This window comes from Frateuria sp. Soil773 (assembly GCF_001428405.1).
In the GTDB taxonomy this organism is placed as follows: Bacteria; Pseudomonadota; Gammaproteobacteria; order Xanthomonadales; family Rhodanobacteraceae; genus LMSL01.
Map to the genome: position 1 here is coordinate 65,245 of NZ_LMSL01000011.1, position 18,023 is coordinate 83,267.

Annotated in this window: 11 protein-coding genes; 8 read left to right on the forward strand and 3 right to left on the reverse strand. The window is 71.9% G+C overall.

From position 1 onward, the window contains the following. Positions 1-196: 196 nt before the first annotated feature. Positions 197-946 (reverse strand): GntR family transcriptional regulator, encoded by a 750-nt coding sequence (locus tag ASG87_RS05820; RefSeq protein ID WP_056002217.1) that lies wholly within the window; start codon positions 944-946, stop codon positions 197-199. Positions 947-1,131: 185 nt separating this feature from the next. Between ASG87_RS05820 and zwf the strand changes: the two genes are divergently transcribed. The 7 genes from zwf (at position 1,132) to ASG87_RS05855 (ending at position 9,152) form a co-directional block, all read left to right on the forward strand. After that, entirely contained in the window at positions 1,132-2,610 is a 1,479-nt protein-coding gene (gene zwf, locus ASG87_RS05825; RefSeq protein WP_235499577.1) for a glucose-6-phosphate dehydrogenase, read from the forward strand. 96 nt (positions 2,611-2,706) lie between these two features. After that, positions 2,707-3,420 carry a 6-phosphogluconolactonase gene (pgl, locus tag ASG87_RS05830; RefSeq protein WP_056002223.1) on the forward strand — a complete coding sequence of 238 codons (714 nt, stop codon included), beginning with the start codon at positions 2,707-2,709 and terminating at the stop codon, positions 3,418-3,420. A 70-nt stretch (positions 3,421-3,490) separates the two neighbouring features. Further along, entirely contained in the window at positions 3,491-5,299 is a 1,809-nt protein-coding gene (edd, locus tag ASG87_RS05835; protein WP_056002226.1) for a phosphogluconate dehydratase, read from the forward strand. Next, the gene (gene eda / locus ASG87_RS05840; protein WP_056002229.1) at positions 5,299-5,955 is read left to right on the forward strand and encodes a bifunctional 4-hydroxy-2-oxoglutarate aldolase/2-dehydro-3-deoxy-phosphogluconate aldolase; all 657 of its coding nucleotides are present in this window, start codon (positions 5,299-5,301) and stop codon (positions 5,953-5,955) included. The genes edd and eda overlap by 1 nt, the downstream gene beginning before the upstream one ends. 222 nt (positions 5,956-6,177) lie before the next feature. After that, positions 6,178-7,047 carry a hypothetical protein gene (locus ASG87_RS05845; RefSeq protein ID WP_056002232.1) on the forward strand — a complete coding sequence of 290 codons (870 nt, stop codon included), beginning with the start codon at positions 6,178-6,180 and terminating at the stop codon, positions 7,045-7,047. An 80-nt stretch (positions 7,048-7,127) separates the two neighbouring features. Then, positions 7,128-8,714, forward strand: a complete 1,587-nt coding sequence (locus ASG87_RS05850) for a peptidase S10 (protein WP_056002235.1) — start codon at positions 7,128-7,130, stop codon at positions 8,712-8,714. Between the two features lie 66 nt (positions 8,715-8,780). Beyond that, entirely contained in the window at positions 8,781-9,152 is a 372-nt protein-coding gene (locus ASG87_RS05855; protein ID WP_056002237.1) for a nuclear transport factor 2 family protein, read from the forward strand. Positions 9,153-9,837: 685 nt separating this feature from the next. Here the strand turns inward: ASG87_RS05855 and ASG87_RS05865 are convergent. Beyond that, positions 9,838-11,004 carry a hypothetical protein gene (locus ASG87_RS05865; protein WP_056002243.1) on the reverse strand — a complete coding sequence of 389 codons (1,167 nt, stop codon included), beginning with the start codon at positions 11,002-11,004 and terminating at the stop codon, positions 9,838-9,840. Between the two features lie 75 nt (positions 11,005-11,079). Then, a complete protein-coding gene (locus ASG87_RS05870; protein WP_056002246.1) occupies positions 11,080-15,564 on the reverse strand; it encodes a DEAD/DEAH box helicase in 4,485 nt (1,494 codons plus the stop codon). Positions 15,565-15,717: 153 nt separating this feature from the next. On the opposite strand from ASG87_RS05870, the gene ASG87_RS05875 reads away from it, so the two are divergent. After that, positions 15,718-17,946: a beta-glucosidase gene (locus tag ASG87_RS05875; protein ID WP_056002249.1), complete on the forward strand. Its 2,229-nt coding sequence runs from the start codon at positions 15,718-15,720 to the stop codon at positions 17,944-17,946. The last annotated feature ends 77 nt before the right edge of the window (positions 17,947-18,023 follow it).

Sequence of the window (18,023 nt, forward strand, 5' to 3'; positions counted from 1 at the left end):
CGTTTGAAAGGATTGAGCTTCTTTCTTGCCTCACATCAAAGCCCGGGGCTTGACCCCGGGCTTTGATGTGCACGAGGTTTCGCCGCCGTGGTTTTCCGGCGGCTTGAGTCGTGCAGGATCGGGGGTGCAGCAGGGTCGGCCTCTGGCGAGGCGGCGGTTGGGTCATGAAACCGGAGCCGGCGAAGTGCCGCCGGACTTAATCCGTATGCAGCTCGGCCACGAAGTCGTAGATGTCGCCGCGATACCAGGAGCTGGTGAATTCGACGACGCGGCCGTCGTCGAGGAAGCTGCGGCGTTCGATGCTGAGGCCGGCGCTGCCCACGGCCACGTGCAGCAGGCGGGCGTGCTGGGCGCCCAGCAGCACGGCGCGCAGGCGCTGCAGGGCGCGGCGCGGGCGGTTGCCGTAGCGTTCCAGCACTTCGTAGAGCGAATCGCGGACTTCGCCGGGATCGGGCAGCGCGCTGGCCGGCACCACGCTGCGCTCGATCGCCAGCGGCTCGTCGCCGGCGTAGCGCACGCGGTGCAGGCGCACCACCGGCGCGCCGGGCGACAGGTTGAGCGCCATCGCTTCCTCCGGCGTGACTTCGCCGATGCTGCGCTCGAAGAATTCGGAGCGCGGGTTGAGGCCGCGCGCGCGCAGGTCCTCGGTGAAACTGGTGAGCCGCGACATCGGCTTGATGATGCGTTCGGCGACGAAGGTGCCGGCGCCGTGGCGCTGGTTCAGCAGGCCCTCCTCGACCAGGCCGGCGATGGCCTTGCGCACGGTGACGCGCGACAGGCCCAGCGCCTGTGCCAGGTCGCGCTCGCTCGGCAGCGCCTGGCCCGGCTCGATGTCGCGGTGCTCGACCACGTTGCGGATCGCGCGGCGCAGGCGCAGGTAGGCGAGCTGGTGCGTGGCGGGGTCGCGACAGAGTCGGCGGTACTCGTTGGCGAGTGCGGTTTCCATGGTGCGAAAGATACCAATGAGAATACCAGTTCGGCAAGCGCGGCATGGCTGGCGGCCTTTCCGTGCCTACCAATTTTGCGGAAGGGGCCGAAAGCCGGCGAAGCGGTAGCGGCGATTGGTTTTGCCTGGTATTTCACTGGTACGATTCCGGCCTGGCATGCCTTCATGCGCCCATCGAGCCCGAGGTGACCGTAGTGACTGTTCCCTCTTCCCCGCCCGTCGAACCGTTCGACCTGGTGATCTTCGGCGGCACCGGCGACCTTGCCGTGCGCAAGCTCCTGCCGGCGCTGTTCCACCGTTACGCCGACGGCCAGATTCCCGCCGCCAGCCGGGTCGTCGGGGTCGCCCGCGAAGGGCTGGACGACGCCGGCTACCGCGAGCTGGTGCGCGGCGTGCTGCTGGAGACCGGGGCGCCGGAGGACACGGTCGAGGCGTTCCTGCCGCAACTGGGCTACCGCTCGCTGGATGCGCGCAAGGACGAGGGCTGGGATGCGTTCGCCGAACTGATCAAGGAGCAGCCGGAGCACGTGCGGGTGTTCTACCTGTCCACCTCGCCGGAACTGTTCGTCGACATCTGCAACCGGCTCGGCCACTACGGCCTGAACCGGGGCGAGTCGCGGGTGGTGCTGGAGAAGCCGATCGGCCGCGACCTGGCCAGCGCGAACCAGATCAACGACGCGGTCGGCAAGGTGTTCGGCGAATCGCAGACCTTCCGCATCGACCACTACCTCGGCAAGGAGACGGTGCAGAACCTGATCGCGCTGCGCTTCGGCAACGCGCTGTTCGAGCCGCTGTGGAACGCCGGGCACATCGACCACGTGCAGATCACCGTTGCCGAAACGCTCGGCGTGGGCCACCGCGGCGCCTACTACGACCGTGCCGGCGCGCTGCGCGACATGGTGCAGAACCACATCCTGCAGTTGCTGTGCATGGTGGCGATGGAGCCGCCGTCGTCGCTGGCGCCGGATGCGGTGCGCGACGAGAAGCTGAAGGTGCTGCGCTCGCTCAAGCCGATCGACGAGGCCAATGCGGGCCAGCTCACCGTGCGCGGCCAGTACCGCGCCGGCGTGGCCGAGGGCGAGAGCGTGCCGGGCTACCTGGACGAGCTGGGCGGCATCAAATCCAGCACCGAAACCTTCGTCGCGCTGAAGGCGGAGATCGCCAACTGGCGCTGGGCCGGCGTGCCGTTCTACCTGCGCACCGGAAAGCGGCTGCCCACGCGCGTCTCCGAGATCGTGGTCGCGTTCAAGCCGGTGCCGCACTCGATCTTCGACGCTGCGGCCGGCCCGCTCGCGCAGAACCGGCTGGTGCTGCGGCTGCAGCCGGACGAGGGCGTGAAGCTGTGGCTGACCATCAAGCATCCCGGCCCGGGCGGCCTGCGCCTGCGCCACGTGCCGCTGGACATGAGTTTCGCCGAGGCGTTCGGCGTGCAGCAGCCGGACGCGTACGAGCGCCTGCTGCTGGACGTGGTGCGCGGCAATCCCACCTTGTTCATGCGCCGCGACGAGGTCGAGGCGGCCTGGCGCTGGGCCGACCCGATCCTCTCCGCGTGGGCCGCCAGCGGCGAACCGCCGCGGCCCTACGCGGCGGGAACCTGGGGGCCGAGCGCCGCGGTGGCGCTGATCGAGCGCGACGGCCGCACCTGGAACGAAGACAGCGAGTGAGCGCATGCACGGCCTGAAGATCCGTTTCACCGGCCTGTTGCGGGCGCCTGCCTAGACTCGGCCTTTCCCTCCCCGCCATCCCCCCTTGCCGCCGCCATGTCCGCCGAACTGAACGTCACCACGCACAGCTTCACCGATTGCCACGCGCTGGCCGCGGTGCTGGCCGAGCGCGTCGCCGAGGCGCTGCGCGCCGGCATCGCCGCGCGCGGCCACGCGCTGCTGGCGGTTTCCGGCGGCAGCACGCCGGGGCATTTCTTCGACCGGCTGTCGCAGGCCCCGCTCGACTGGGCGAAGGTGCAGGTGACCCTGGTCGACGAGCGCTGGGTGGACGAGCGCAGCGAGCGCTCGAACGCGCGGATGGTCAAGGCGCGGCTGCTGCGGGGTGCGGCGTCGGCGGCGCGGTTCGTGCCGCTGCATGCCGACATGGAGACGCCGGAGGCGGCGATCGCGGCGATCCGCGCGCGCATCGACGCGCTGCCGCTGCCGTTCGACGCGGTGGTCCTCGGCATGGGTCTGGACGGCCATACCGCCTCGTTCTTTCCCGGCGGGGACCGGCTGGCCGAGGCGCTCGACCGCAACGCCCCGGTGAGCGTGCTGCCGATGCGCGCGCCGCACGCCGGCGAACCGCGCATCACCCTCACCCTGGCGACCCTGCTGAAGACGCGCGCGCTGTTCCTGCACGTCGAGGGCGAGCCCAAGCGCCAACTGCTGGCCGACGCGCGGCTGGGCCTCGGCGCCGCCGCGGACTACCCGGTGCGCGCGGTGCTGGCGCAGCCGCTGGTACCCGTGGCGGTGTACTGGTGCCCATGATGAACGCAGCCCGCCGTGCCGCCGCCAAGCGGCGCATGCCGCGCCGCCCCCACCGTAACGGAGTCCGTCGATGAGTTCGCTTCACCCTGTCGTTGCCGAAGTCACCGCGCGCATCGCCGCGCGCAGCCAGGCATCCCGCGCCGCCTACCTGGCGCGGATCGACGCGGCCGGCAAGGGCGGCGGCACGCACCGCGAGCGGCTGTCCTGCGGCAACCTCGCGCACGGCTTCGCGGCGTGCGATGCGCACGACAAGGCGGCGCTGCGCGCCGGCCATGCGCCGAACATCGGCATCGTCACCGCCTACAACGACATGCTCTCGGCGCACCAGCCGTACGAGCGCTATCCGGCCATGATCCGCCAGCTCGCGCGCGAGGCCGGCGCCACCGCGCAGGTCGCCGGCGGCGTGCCGGCGATGTGCGACGGCGTGACCCAGGGCCGTGCCGGCATGGAGTTGTCGCTGTTCTCGCGCGACGTGATCGCGATGGCCACCGCGGTGGCGCTGTCGCACGACATGTTCGACGGCGCGCTGTACCTGGGCATCTGCGACAAGATCGTGCCCGGCCTGCTGATCGGCGCGCTGAGCTTCGGCCACCTGCCGGGCGCGTTCGTGCCCAGCGGGCCGATGCCCAGCGGCATCCCCAACGAGCAGAAATCCAAGGTGCGCCAGGCGTATGCCGAAGGCAAGGCCAGCCGCGAGGAACTGCTCGAGGCGGAGGCGGCCTCGTACCACGCGCCCGGCACCTGCACCTTCTACGGCACCGCCAACTCCAACCAGATGCTGATGGAGATCATGGGCCTGCAACTGCCCGGCTCCAGCTTCGTGGCGCCCGACACGCCCCTGCGCGACGCGCTCACCGCGGCGGCCGTGCGGCAGGTGGCCGCGCCGGAAACCCGCGTGCCGCTCGGCCACGTCGTGGACGAGCGCGCCGTGGTCAACGGCGTGATCGGCCTGCACGCCACCGGCGGCTCCACCAACCACCTGCTGCACCTGGTGGCGGTCGCGCGCGCGGCCGGCATCGACCTGCGCTGGGACGATTTCGACGCGCTGTCGGCCGCGGTGCCGCTGCTGGCGCGGGTATACCCGAACGGCTACGCCGACGTGAACCAGTTCCACGCGGCCGGCGGCATGGCCTTCCTCATCGATCAATTGCTCGACGCCGGACTGCTGCATGCGGACGTGCAGACGGTCGCCGGCGAGGGACTGTACCGCTACACCCAGGTGCCGGCGCTGGACGAGGCCGGCCGGCTGGTCTCGCATCCGGTGCCGAAGGACAGCGGCAACCGCGGCGTGCTGCGCGGCATCGCCGAGCCGTTCCGCGCGGACGGCGGGCTGCGCCTGCTCGACGGCAATCTCGGCCGCGCGGTGATCAAGGTGTCCGCGGTGCCGGACGAGCGCCTGCTGATCGAGGCGCCCGCCGTGGTGTTCGACGACCAGGACGCGGTGCGCGGCGCCTTCGAGCGCGGCGAGCTCAACCGCGACTTCGTGGCGGTGGTGCGCTTCCAGGGGCCGCAGGCGATCGGCATGCCGGAGCTGCACAAGCTCACGCCGACGCTGGGCCTGCTGCAGGATCGCGGCCACCGCATCGCGCTGGTCACCGACGGGCGCATGTCCGGCGCGTCCGGCCGCGTGCCGGCGGCGATCCACGTGACCCCGGAAGCCGTCGTCGACGGCCCGCTGGCGCGCGTGCGCGACGGCGACATGATCCGCCTGGACGCGGCGGCCGGGCGGCTGGACGTGCTGGTCGACGCCGCCGAGTTCGCCGCGCGCACGCCCGACGGCAACCGCCAGCGCAACCACCAGGCCGGCATGGGACGCGAGCTGTTCGCGCTGTTCCGCGCCAACGCCATGAACGCCGACCTCGGCGCCGGAGTGCTCTGATGAACCAGGCCGACAAGCAACGGCAGGTCGAAAACGCCATGCGGCTCGCCCCGGTGATCCCGGTGGTGGTGATCGAGGACGCGCGCGTGGCCGTGCCGATGGCGCGCGCGCTGGTCGCCGGCGGCACGCCCGCGATCGAGGTGACCCTGCGCACCGCCGCCGCGCTGGACGCCGTGCGCGCGATCGCCGCCGAGGTCGAGGGTGCGGTGGTCGGCGTGGGCACCGTGCTGGGCGAGGCCGACCTGCGCGCGGCGCACGCGGCCGGCGCGCGCTTCGCGGTGTCGCCCGGCGCCACCGCGCGGCTGCTCGATGCGGCCGAGGACGTGCCGCTGCCGCTGCTGCCCGGCGCGGCCACCGCGAGCGAGGCGATGGCCCTGCTCGAACGCGGCTACCGGCACCTGAAGTTCTTTCCCGCGGTGCCGGCCGGCGGCGCCAGGCTGCTCGCGGCCTGGGCCGGCCCGCTGCCGCAGCTGCGCTTCTGCCCCACCGGCGGCATCGGCGTCGGCAGCGCGGGCGATTTCCTCGCCCTGCCGAACGTGCTGTGCGTGGGCGGTTCCTGGCTGACCCCGGCGGACAGGCTGAAGGCTGGCGACTGGGCCGGCGTCGAGGCGCTGGCGCGCGAGGCGGCGGCATTGCGCCGGAGCGCCGCCGCCTGAATGCCGTCGCCGTCGCCGATGGCGGCCCGCGCCGGCCTGCGGTTTCGCGCCGCACCGGATGGCGATGCGATAGCCGCGGCCCAGGCCGCCGGCGGATTGCGACCAGGGCGACAGCGGCGCGTACCGCGCGGTCGCTTCCGCCACCGGCCGCAACGCGGGACGACGCGCCGGGCGTGATCGCCGGCTAAGCTGCGCGCTTTCCTTCCTCTCGCCGGGCGATCCATGGTCTTCGTGCTTCTCAGCGTGATCTGCAGCGTGCTGGTGTCGGTGCTGCTGAAACTGGCGCGCCGCTACCGCATCGACGTGGGCCAGGCGGTGGCCTGGAACTACGCGGTGACCAGCGTGCTCACCGCCCTGGTGCTGCACCCGTCGCTGGCCGCGCTGCAGGCGCCCGCCGCGCCGTGGCCGGCGATGATCGGGCTGGGCCTGCTGCTGCCGACGATCTTCCTGGCCCTGGGCGCCTCGGTGCGGCATGCCGGCATCGTGCGCAGCGACGCGGCGCAGCGACTGTCCCTGCTGCTGTCGCTGCTGGCGGCCTTCGCGCTGTTCGGCGAGACGCTGACAGCGACCAAGGGCGCGGGCATCGCGCTGGGACTGCTCGCCCTGCTGGCCATGGTGTGGCGCCGGGAGGAGGCGGCCGGGACGGCCGGGGAGGGCGCCGCGGGCTGGCTGTATCCGCTGCTGGTGTTCGCCGGCTTCGGCACCATCGACATCCTGTTCAAGCGCGTGGCCGCGGCCGGGGTGCCGCTGGGCGCGTCGCTGCAGGCGATGTTCGCGCTGTCGCTGCTGGTGGCGTTCGCGCTGCAGCTCGTGCGGCGGATGCAGGGACGCACGCGCTTCACCCTGTCGAGCCTGGCCGGCGGCATCGTGCTGGGGCTGTTCAACTTCGGCAACATCCTGTTCTACCTGCGCGGCCACCAGGCCCTGCCGCAGCATCCGGCGCTGGTCTTCGCCAGCATGAACCTGGGCGTGGTGGCGGTGGGCGCGCTGGTCGGCACGCTGGGCTTCGGCGAACGGCTGAGCCGGTTCAACCTGGCCGGCCTGCTGCTGGCGCTGCTGGCGATCGGCCTGCTCACCCTGGGCCGGGCATGACTTCTGGGGTGTGAGCGCGCGCCGGGCGGCGCCTATGCTCGGGCCTTCCGCGTGTAACGCGCGCCCGACGGGACACCTCCATGCGCAAGCTTTCCCTGGCCGCGGCGCTCGCCGCCTTGCTGCTCGGCTCCCCGCTCGCCCTGGCCAAGGACGACGCACACAAGGACGACAAGCCCGCGGACAAGCCCGACGCTGCGCTGGTGCAACCGCAATCGTCCGAGACCGACGGCACGGTGAGCGTCGAGGGCAAGCGCATCGACTACAAGGCGGTGGCCGGCACCCTGGTGCTGCGCGAGCACGGCGACAAGGCCGACGAGCCGACCGTCAGCATGTTCTACGCCGCCTATTTCAAGAAGGGCGCGGCGGCGGAGAAGCGCCCGATCACCTTCGTCTACAACGGCGGCCCGGGCTCGGCCACGGTGTGGCTGCACATGGGCGCGTTCGGGCCGCAGCGGGTGGTCACCAGCGACGACCGCCACACGCCGGCGGCGCCGTACGGCCTGGTCAACAACGACTACAGCCTGCTCGACGCCTCGGACCTGGTCTTCGTCGACGCGCCCGGCGCCGGCTTCAGCCGGCTGATCGCGGCCGACGAGGACAAGTCCAAGCGCGACGAGCAGATGGAAAAGCGCAAGAAGGCGATCTACGGCGTCGACGGCGACGCCCACGCGTTCGCCCAGTTCATCACCCAGTTCCTGTCCAGGTACGGCCGCTGGAACTCGCCCAAGTACCTGTTCGGCGAAAGCTACGGCACCACCCGCTCGGCGGTGCTGGCGAACATCCTGGAGAACGAGGACAGCGTCGACCTCAACGGCGTGATCCTGCTCTCGCAGATCCTCAGCTTCGACACCAGCATCGACGGCCCGGAGGACAATCCCGGGGTGGACCTGCCGTACGCGCTGGCCCTGCCCACCTTCGCCGCCACCGCGTTCTACCACCATCGCCTGCCGCAGCAGCCGGCCGCGCTGGAGCCGTTCCTCGACGAGGTGCAGCAGTTCGCGCTTGGCGAATACGCCTCCGCGCTGATGCAGGGCGCGGGCCTCGACGATGCGCGCAAGCGCGCGGTGGCGGAGAAGCTGCACGGGTACACCGGGCTGCCGGTGGCCTACCTGCTCAAGGCCGACCTGCGCGTCAGCGGCGGCATGTTCGAGCACGAGCTGCAGGGCGACGGCGACCTCACCACCGGGCGGCTGGACAGCCGCTTCTCCGGCCCTTCGCTCGACCCGCTGAGCAAGGGTTCCGAATACGATCCGCAGTCCTCGGCGATCAGCTCGGCCTACGTGGCCGCGTTCAACGACTACGTGCGCCGCCGGCTGAAGTTCGGCGAGGGCCGGCAGTACCGCCTGTTCGCCGACATCAAGGAGTGGGACTTCAAGCACCGCGGCCACGACGGCGCGGTCAACGTGATGCCCGACCTGGCCACCGCGATGAAGACCAACCCCGACCTCAAGGTGTTCCTCAACGGCGGCTACTACGACCTGGCCACGCCCTACTTCGCGGCCGACTACGAGATGCGCCACCTGCCGGTCCCGGCCGCGCTGCAGAAGAACATTTCCCATGCCTGGTACCCGTCCGGCCACATGGTCTACGCCCACGAGGACTCGCTGAAGAAGCTGCACGACAACGTCGCGCGCTTCATCGGCGAGACCGACAACCTCGCCCGCTGAGCGCGGCGCTGGCCGCGGCGGGCGGCGGCATGCTGAAATGCCGGACCCCTGAACGGAAATCGCCGCATGCGCGCACTCGTCGAACGCTACCTCGATGCCTACAACCGCAAGGACGTCGACGCCATGCTGGCGACGATGGACGACGCGGTGGTGTTCGAGAACTACACCGCCGGCGCGCTCTCGATCCGCACCCAGGGCATCGAGGAACTGCGCGCGCTGGCCGAGCATTCGCGCCACCTGTTCTCCAGCCGCCGGCAGACCGTCACGGCCTGGCAGGAAAGCGACGGCAGCGGCAGCGCGTCGATCCTGTTCGAGGGAACCTTCGCGGTCGACCTGCCGAACGGCATCCGCGCGGGCCAGTCGATCGTGCTCGAAGGCCGCAGCGAGTTCCGGGTGCACGACGGCCGGCTGGTGTACGTCGCCGACCACAGCGACTGAAGGTTACGGGTGGGTGCGCTACGGCGCGCCGGGCTCAGAGCCTGCAAAGTCTCCTTGCCGGACTGAAATCCCCTTGTGCTCCCCGCTCGTCATTCCTGCGAAAGCAGGAGGCGCTTTTCAACAGCCGAAGGGCTGGTCATCCAGCGACTTTCCCCCTTCCCCAAAACCTAAAGGCACTGGATCCCAGCTTGACCGGCCCTTCGGCCGTTGAAANCGCTGGGATGACGCCCCGTNCTCGAAATAGCCGATCAGCAGGCGGCCGTCCGCCAGCGGCTCGCGGGTCAGCGCCACCGCCACGTGCATCGTCCAGGCCTCGTTCAACGACCACACCGAGTACAGGTCGTAGCCCGCGCGGTGCCAGTTGAAGCTTTCGCGGCGCGCGTTGACCGCCTGCAGATGGCTGTCGGCGAAGTGGTCCAGCGCGTTCCAGGTGACGTCCTGCGGCGCGATGACGAAGAAGCGCGCGCGCTTCACCCGGTACTTGCCGCGCAGGTAGCCGGTGAGCGCATCGGTCAGCGCGGCGCAGGCGGCGTGCTGGTCGGCACCGATTTCGTGGGCGCCGGCATAGGCCGGCAACGTGTCGATCACGGACGGTTCCCTGGCGTGGACGTAGGGGACGGAGCTGGCGAACAGGATCGCCAGCGATGCTAGCACGGGCCATGCGAGCGCCAGGCGCATCGCGGGCTCACTTGCCGGGGCCGATCACGAAGCCCTCGTAGCCGTGCGTGTGGATGGAGTCCAGCGGCACGGTGATCACGGCGCCGCCGTCGCCCTTGCCTTCCAGGCCGTGGCCCTTGCCGTCGCTGCCGTTGTTGCCCCACGGATTGCGCAGTTCCACCTGCCACACGCCGTCGGCGTCCTTGTAGACCCGGTTGACCATGTACTGGTGCGCGCCTTCCAGGCCGTCCTTCGCCTCGCCCTTGTTCTCGGGGGAAATGCCCACGGTGACGGTGGAGCCGCCGTCGATCGCCGACTTCAGGCGCTGCCCTTCCAGCTCGGTGACCAGCCGGTTGAAGAATCCGCCGCCGGGCGTCGGCGCCTGCATCGTCTTGGCGGTCTCGCCGGTGACGGTGTATAGCGCCTCGGTGCCGAAGCCGCCGCCGATGCCGCCCACGGTAACCTGCTCGTGCTGGTACAGCGGCTTGCCGTCCACGCCGAGCCTGGGCTTGCCGTTCTCGTCCAGTTCCGGGATCGGCTTGCCGTTCGCGTCCAGCTTGTTCACAGGCTTGCCGTCGGGCCCCAGCTTGTCGGCCGAGCCCGGGCCGTAGCCGCCGTCGATGCGCGGATCGGGCGTGGCGCCGTTCTTGCTCGCGTCCTGCAGGTGCATCTTGGCGTAGGCGGCTTCCATCACCGCCGGCCAGATCGGGCCGCCTTCGCCGCCCTTGCTGCTGCCACCGCGCGCGATGTTGTCGCAGATGTCGGCCTGGGTCACTTCGATCTGCCGCGGCAGCGGGATGCCGAACGGCCCCTTCTGGCAGAAGGTGACGGTGAAGGTCTTCGAGTCCGGGTTGTACCTGATCGACTGCTCGATCCGGCCCGGGTCGTGCTCGGCGACCACGCCGATGGTGGCGTCGAAGTAGCAGTCGTTCAGGCTCTTCTGCTGTATGTCCTCTTCCTTCGGGCCGTTGGGGCCGTAGAGGTCGCCGGCATCGTAGGTCTGCGGCGGGGGTGCCTTGCCGATGCCGCCGCCCAGCAGCATCGAGGCATGCCGGTTGTAGGGGATGTCGGGCGCGAACCCGGTCGGCTCGGGCAGGGAGTGGGCCGCCGCCGCGGGCGGGTCGGCCGGCGGAGACTGCGCGAGCAGCAGGGCATGGTTGAGGATGCCGCCTCCCAGGGTGTTCTGGATGCCCATGGTCGATCTCCGCCAAGACTTGAGGGATGGATGGCGGCGAGCGTAGCGGCGCGGCCGGGCGGCGATAACTGGGGATTACCCCAGCCCTGGGGTTTTCCCGAGATGGGGCGGCAGGGCGTGCGGCAGGCCCGGATCGACCGCCTCGGGGCGGCGCAGCAGCGCATGGCGCCAGCGCGCCTGCGCGGCGACGGGGGCTTCCTGCAGGAACTGCGGCTTGTTCGCCACCAGCGCGGCCACGGCCACGCCGTCCTCGTACAGCACGCGGGTGCCGGCCAGCGCCGGCAGCTTGTCGCCGGCCAGCACGGTGCCGACCAGGTTCAGCGGGTCGCTGCCGCTCAAGGTGACCAGTTGCCCGTCCAGCGGGCGCTGGCGCACCGCGCGCAGCATCGGGATCGCCTCGGGCAGGGCGAACTGCTCGCCGACCAGGCCCTCGACGAAGCGTCCGCCGCGGATCTCGCCGCGTGCCTCCAGCCGGTGGTACACGCGCAGCAGCTCGCGCCAGCTGGGCAGCCACGGCGCCTCGCGTTCGAGCAGCTTCCAGAACACCACGCCGTAGCGGTGCAGCAGGGTGCGGGCGACGTGCTCGACGGTGTCCGCGGCAAGCGCGTTGCCCTTCCTGCCCGCGGGGGAAAACGCCGCAGCGGCGTCGCTTCCTTCCCGGGCGGCAGGGGCGGCGCGCACCAGCGACCAGCGCCCCGCGTCCTCGATGCTGCCGAGCTGGTGCCTGCGCAGGCGCCGGTGCCGGCCGGCGTCGCGCTTCGCCGCCGGCAGCAGCAGGGCGCGCAGGCCGGCGAAGCTGTCGGCGGTGACGCGGCCGGCGGCCACCAGCTCGCCCAGCGCGTCCTCCAGCTCGCTGCGCAGCAGGCGGGCGGCATCCATCAGCTCGTCGAAGAACAGCGCGCCGTGCTCGCGCAGCGCGTCGGCCACCGCCTGCGCGCGCGAGGACAGCAGCGATTCCTGCGGGTCGGCATGGTCGGCGACGGCCGTCCACAGGGCGATCTGCTTGCGCGGCAGCAGCACGATCGGGGTGGCGCGCACCGGCCCGCCGCTGCCGCCGCCGCTGCGCAGGCGGTTCCAGCCGATGCGGCCGGCGCGGCACAGCTCGTCCAGCCAGCGGCTGCCGTAGTCGCCGATGCGCGCGGGCAGGATCTCCGTTTCCCACGCGCCGGCGGCGGCCTCGTAGCCTTCCAACTGGGCCAGCACGGCGGCCAGCGCATCCGGGCCGTTGAGCCGCGCCTGCGGCGCGGCGTGCTGCCAGTCGAGCAGGAAGCGCAACAGGTCGCGCCGGCTCACCGGCTCGATCTCGCGGCGCAGCCGGCCGATGGTGTAGCGGTGGATGCGCGCCAGCAGGTGCCGCTCGCACCATTCGGTGTCGTCCGCGCCCTCGCTGAAGCGGCCCTGCATCACGTAGCCTTCGGACTGCAGCCGGGTCAGCGCGAGCTCCACCTCGCCGGCCGCGGCCGCCAGCGAAGCGGCCAACGCCGCGACGGTGACCGGCCCCAGGCCGACCAGCCGGCCGCGCACCAGTTCCAGCAGGGCGTCCTCGCGCGTCCACGCCTGCGCGGCGTATTCGGCCGGCGCGGCGATCGGCGGCTGCATCGCGGCCTCGGGATGCACTGCCTGCCACAGCGGCAGTTTCTCGGCGGAGGTCCAGATGCGGTGGACCGGTTCCGCGGAGGCGGCTCCCGTCGCGGCGCTTGCGCCCGAAGCCGCTCCCGCGGGAAAGGACAGCCGCGTGGCGCGCTGCACCCTGGCCAGCGCCTCCAGCCGCTCGCTCCAGCCGTCGTTGGCCGCGGCCTCGACGACAGTGACGAAGCCGAGCACGCCGAGCGCCTCGTGCATCTCGTCGATGCTGCGCACCTCGGGCCAGGCTTCGCCGCGCACCGCGTCGATCGCCGCGGGATCGAGCCGGCCCATGTCGCCCGGCCCGGCGGCCTCGCTGCCGCGCCGCGCCTGCACCGCCTGGGTGCGGCGCTCCTCCAGCGGCGCGTCGTCCAGGAAGGCGTAGGGGGCGGCGTTGAGCACCTCGCTGGCGAGCGGGCTCGGCGCGGCGAGGTCGCGCGCGACGACCTCGATGGCGCCGCCCTCCAGCCCGCGCAGCAGGTCGAGCAGTCCGTCCACGTCCATCGCCTCGCGCAGGCAGTCGTGCAGGGTCTGGTTGACCAGCGGGTGGTCGGGGATCTCGCGTTCGCCGACGATGTTCTCCAGGCAGGCGACCTGGTCGGGGAACACCGTGGCGAGCAGGTCCTCGCTCTTCATGCGCTGCAATTGCGGCGGCACCTTGCGGCCGCCCTGGAAGCGCGGCAGCGCCAGCGCGGTCACCGCGTTCCAGCGCCAGCGCGCGGGGAACAGCGGCGCGTCGAGCAGGGCCTGCACCAGCACGTGCTCGGCGGTGTTGGAATGCAGGTAGCGCGCCACCTCTTCCAGCGGAAAGCTGTGGCTGGTCGACAGCGACAGCACGATCGCGTCCTCGGTCGCCGCCGCCTGCAGCTCGAAGTTGAACTGGCGGCAGAAGCGCTTGCGCAACGCCAGGCCCCAGGCGCGGTTGATGCGGCTGCCGTAGGGCGTGTGGATCACCAGTTGGGTGCCGCCGGATTCGTCGAAGAAACGCTCGAACACCAGCGTTTGCTGGGTCGGCAGCACGCCGAGCGCGGCCTTGGCGCGAGCCAGGTAGTCGGCCAGCTGCTGCGCGGCGGCTTCGCCGAGGCCGAGCGTCTGCGTCAGCCACGCCAGCGCCGCCGGCATGCCGCCTTCGTCGAGGCGCGCGGCGATGTCCTCGCGCAGGCGCGACACCGCGTGCGACAGCTCCTTCGTGCGCCCCGGCGCCTCGCCCAGCCAGAACGGGATGCTCGGCGGCACGCCGTGCGCGTCCTCGACGCGCAGGCGGTCGCGCTCCACCCGCAGGATCCGGTAGCTGGTGTTGCCGAGCTGGAAGATGTCGCCGGCGAGGCTCTCGACCGCGAAGTCTTCGTTCACCGTGCCGACGATAGTGGCCTGCGGCTCCAGCACGACCAGGTAGTCGGCGGTGTCGGGAATCGCGCCGCCGGAAGTGATCGCGGTGAGCCGCGCGCCGCGGCGCGCGCGCAGCTGGCGGTGCACGGCGTCGCGGTGGATGTAGGCCGCACGGGCGCCGCGGCGCGTGGTGAAGCCGTCGGCGAGCATGCGTACGATGGCGTCGAACTGCTCGCGCGGCAGCGCGCGGTAGGGGTGGGCGCGGCGCACCAGGTCGTACAGCGCGTCCTCGCTCCATTCCTGGCAGGCGACTTCGGCGACGATCTGCTGCGCCAGCACGTCGAGCGGCTGCGGCGGCAGGATCAGCGCATCCAGCTCGCCGCGGCGCACGCCGTCGAGCAGGGCGGTGCATTCGATCAGGTCGTCGCGGGTGGTCGGGAACAGCCGTGCCTTCGGCGTGCCGTCCACCGCGTGGCCGGAGCGGCCGGCGCGCTGCAGGAAGGCGGCGATCGAGCGCGGCGAGGCGAGCTGGCAGACCAGGTCGACGTCGCCGATGTCGATGCCCAGCTCCAGCGAGGCGGTGGCCACCAGCACCGACAGCTCGCCGCGCTTGAGCCGCTGCTCGGCGTCGAGCCGCTGCTCCTTGGCGAGGCTGCCGTGGTGCGCGGCCACCGCCGGCTTGCCCAGCCGCTCGGACAGGTGGCGAGCCACCCGCTCGGCCATCCGCCGCGTGTTGACGAAGACCAGGGTGGTGCGATGCGCCTGCACCAGTTGCGCCAGGCGGTCGTAGACCAGCTCCCAGCAGTCGTTCGACATCACCGCTTCCAGCGGCACCGGCGGCACCTCGATGGCGAGGTCGCGGGCGCGGGTGTGGCCGACGTCGACGATGGCGACGTCGCTTCTCGCGCCCGCCTCCTTCCCGTCTTGGGGAGAGGGCGAGGGAGCGCCGACCAGGAAGTCGGCGACCGTTTCGATGGGCTTCTGCGTCGCCGACAGCCCGATGCGCTGCAACCGGCGCTGGCACAGCATCTCCAGCCGCTCCAGCGACAGCGCCAGGTGCGAGCCGCGCTTGCTGCCGGCCAGCGCGTGGATCTCGTCCACGATCACCGTGCGCGCAGTCTTGAGCATGTCGCGGCCGGAGGCGGAGCCGAGCAGGATGTACAGCGACTCGGGCGTGGTGACCAGGATGTGCGGGGCCAGCTTGCGCAGCAGCGCGCGTTCGGCCTGCGGGGTGTCGCCGGTGCGCACCGCGGTGCGGATCGCCACGTCGGGCAGGCCCTGGTTCTCCAGCTCGGCGCGGATGCCGGCCAGCGGCGCCTCCAGGTTGATCTGGATGTCGTTGGACAGCGCCTTCAGCGGCGACACGTAGACCACCCGTGTCTCGTCCGGCAGCGCGCCGCCGTGCGCCACGCCCTCGTGCACCAGCGCGTCGATGGCGGCGAGGAAGGCGGTGAGCGTCTTGCCCGAGCCGGTCGGCGCAGCGACCAGGGTGTGCCGGTGGGCCCGGATCGACGGCCACGCCTGCGCCTGCGCCGACGTGGGCGCAGCGAACGCGCCGCGGAACCACGCGGCGACGGCAGGATGGAAATCGGCGGGCAAGGGCGACATGGGTCTCCCTGAGATGGGGTCGTCGATACGTCAGGCAAGCGCGGGCGCCGGCCCGCCATGCCCGGTCCGGGACGCTACGGGTTGCGGCGAAAACGTTACGTTAGCACTCTGTGGAAAGCCGCAACGCCCTTCCGCCCCCTGCCGAGGTCGCCCATGTCCCGCCACCCGCGCCGCCTGCTCGCCAGTGCCATCGTCCTTGCCATCGCCACCGCTGCCGCCGCCAACGAACCGCCCGCGCGGCCGTGGATGGATGCCGCGCTGTCGCCCGACGCGCGCGCCACGCTGGTGGTGCGGGCGATGACCCAGGACGAGAAGTTCCAGTGGCTCACCACCCAGTACGGCGCCAGCGCGGACGGCAAGCCGGCGCCGGCCTGCGCGATGGGCTCGGCGGCCTGCGCGCCCGCGCTGGCGCGGCTGGGCCTGCCGGCGCTGCAGGAAACCGACGCGGGCCTGGGCGTGGCGCGCCCGCTCAACGCCCACAGCGAAGACGTCGCCACCGCGCTGCCTTCCGGCCTGGCGACGGCGGCGAGCTGGGACCCGGCGGTGGCCGAGGCCGGCGGCGCGATGATCGGCCGCGAGGCGCACCGCAAGGGCTTCAACGTGCTGCTGGCCGGCGGCGTCAACCTGCTGCGCGACCCGCGCAACGGCCGCAACTTCGAGTACGCCGGCGAGGACCCGCTGCTGGCCGGCACCATGGCCGGCCACGCGGTGCGCGGCATCCAGTCGCAGCACGTGGTGTCCACGCTCAAGCACTACGCGCTCAACGACCTGGAGACCGGCCGCAACACGCTGAGTTCGAAGATCGATCCGGTCGCTGCGCGCGAATCGGACCTGCGCGCGTTCGAGATCGCGCTGGGCATCGGCGCGCCCGGTTCGGTGATGTGCTCGTACAACCGCATCAACGGCACCTACGCCTGCGAACACGACTGGCTGCTCAACCAGGTGCTCAAGCGCGACTGGGGCTTCAAGGGCTACGTGATGTCCGACTGGGGCGGCGTGCACAGCGCGGCGAAGGCGGCGCTGGCCGGGCTCGACCAGCAATCGGCCGGCGAGTCCTTCGACCCGCAGGTGTTCTTCGGCCAGCCGCTGCGCGAGGCGGTGGCGAAGGGCGAGGTGCCGCAGGCGCGGCTGGACGACATGGTCCACCGCATCCTGCGCAGCCTGTTCGCGGTCGGCGCGATCGACCATCCCGCCGCGCCGGCACCGATCGACTACGCCGCCGACGCGAAAGTGGCGCAGCGCGCCGCCGAAGCGGGCGCGGTGCTGCTGCGCAACGAGGGCGGACTGCTGCCGCTGGCGTCCACGCTGAAGTCGGTGGCGGTGATCGGCGCGCACGCGGACAAGGGCGTGCTCGCCGGCGGCGGTTCGTCGGCGGTGACCGCGCCGGGCGGCAACCCGGTGCCCGGGCTGGCGCCGACCGCCTGGCCCGGCCCGGTGAAGTACCACCCGTCCGCGCCGCTGGCGGCGATCGCCAGGCGCGTCGGCGGCAAGGCCAGCTACGCCAGCGGCGAGGACATCGCCGCTGCGGCGAAGCTGGCGGCGGCATCCGAGGTGGCGGTGGTGTTCGTGCAGCAATGGGCGGCCGAATCGTTCGATCGCCCCCACATGGCGCTGGACGGCAACCAGGATGCGCTGGTCGCCGCCGTCGCCAAGGCCAACCCGCGTACCGTGGTGGTGCTGGAGAACAACGGCCCGGTGGCGATGCCGTGGCTGGCGCAGGCTGGCGCGGTGCTGGAGGCGTGGTATCCGGGCAATGCCGGCGGCGAGGCGATCGCGCGGCTGCTGTTCGGCGAGGTCGATCCGTCCGGCCGCCTGCCGCTGAGCTGGTCGCGCGACGAGGCGCAACTGCCGCGCCCGACGATCGCCGGCGCCGGCCTGGACGCGATCGGCCTGCCGCCGCAGGGCAAGCCGGCCGACACGATCGACTACGACATCGAGGGCGCCGACGTCGGCTACCGCTGGTTCCAGCGCCGCGGCATCCAGCCGCTGTTCCCGTTCGGCTACGGCCTCGGCTACACCACGTTCGGCTATCGCGCGCTGGCCGCCGAGGCGGATGCCGCCGGCACGGTGACGGCGACGTTCGAGATCGCCAACACCGGCAAGCGCGCCGGCGCCGACGTGCCGCAGCTCTACGTGCAGTTCCCCGGCGACGCGGCGGCACGGCTGGTCGGCTGGCAGAAGGTGTCGCTGCGGCCGGGCGAGACGAAGCGGATCAGCGTCACGCTGCCCGCGGTGCGCTTCGCGCGCTACGACGGCAAGGCCCACGGCTGGCGCGTGGCCGGCGGTGGCTATCGCCTGCTGCTCGGCCATTCGTCCGCGCAGATCGACGGGCGCGCAGAGGTACGGCTGCCGGCCGTCTTCCCCGCCGGCATGCAGCGCTAGCTGTCGATTATCAACACGTTGCTTCGGAATCGAGACAAAGCTGACGCTCGGTGGTCGCGTAAAAGAGGGACAGCGGG

Bases quoted from the DNA above. Each gene is read 5' to 3' on its own strand.
- ASG87_RS05820 (WP_056002217.1), bottom strand. From the start codon at position 946: ATGGAAACCGCACTCGCCAACGAGTACCGCCGACTCTGTCGCGACCCC.
- pgl (WP_056002223.1), top strand. From the start codon at position 2,707: ATGTCCGCCGAACTGAACGTCACCACGCACAGCTTCACCGATTGCCAC.
- edd (WP_056002226.1), top strand. From the start codon at position 3,491: ATGAGTTCGCTTCACCCTGTCGTTGCCGAAGTCACCGCGCGCATCGCC.
- eda (WP_056002229.1), top strand. From the start codon at position 5,299: ATGAACCAGGCCGACAAGCAACGGCAGGTCGAAAACGCCATGCGGCTC.
- ASG87_RS05845 (WP_056002232.1), top strand. From the start codon at position 6,178: ATGGTCTTCGTGCTTCTCAGCGTGATCTGCAGCGTGCTGGTGTCGGTG.
- ASG87_RS05850 (WP_056002235.1), top strand. From the start codon at position 7,128: ATGCGCAAGCTTTCCCTGGCCGCGGCGCTCGCCGCCTTGCTGCTCGGC.
- ASG87_RS05855 (WP_056002237.1), top strand. From the start codon at position 8,781: ATGCGCGCACTCGTCGAACGCTACCTCGATGCCTACAACCGCAAGGAC.
- ASG87_RS05865 (WP_056002243.1), bottom strand. From the start codon at position 11,004: ATGGGCATCCAGAACACCCTGGGAGGCGGCATCCTCAACCATGCCCTG.
- ASG87_RS05870 (WP_056002246.1), bottom strand. From the start codon at position 15,564: ATGTCGCCCTTGCCCGCCGATTTCCATCCTGCCGTCGCCGCGTGGTTC.
- ASG87_RS05875 (WP_056002249.1), top strand. From the start codon at position 15,718: ATGTCCCGCCACCCGCGCCGCCTGCTCGCCAGTGCCATCGTCCTTGCC.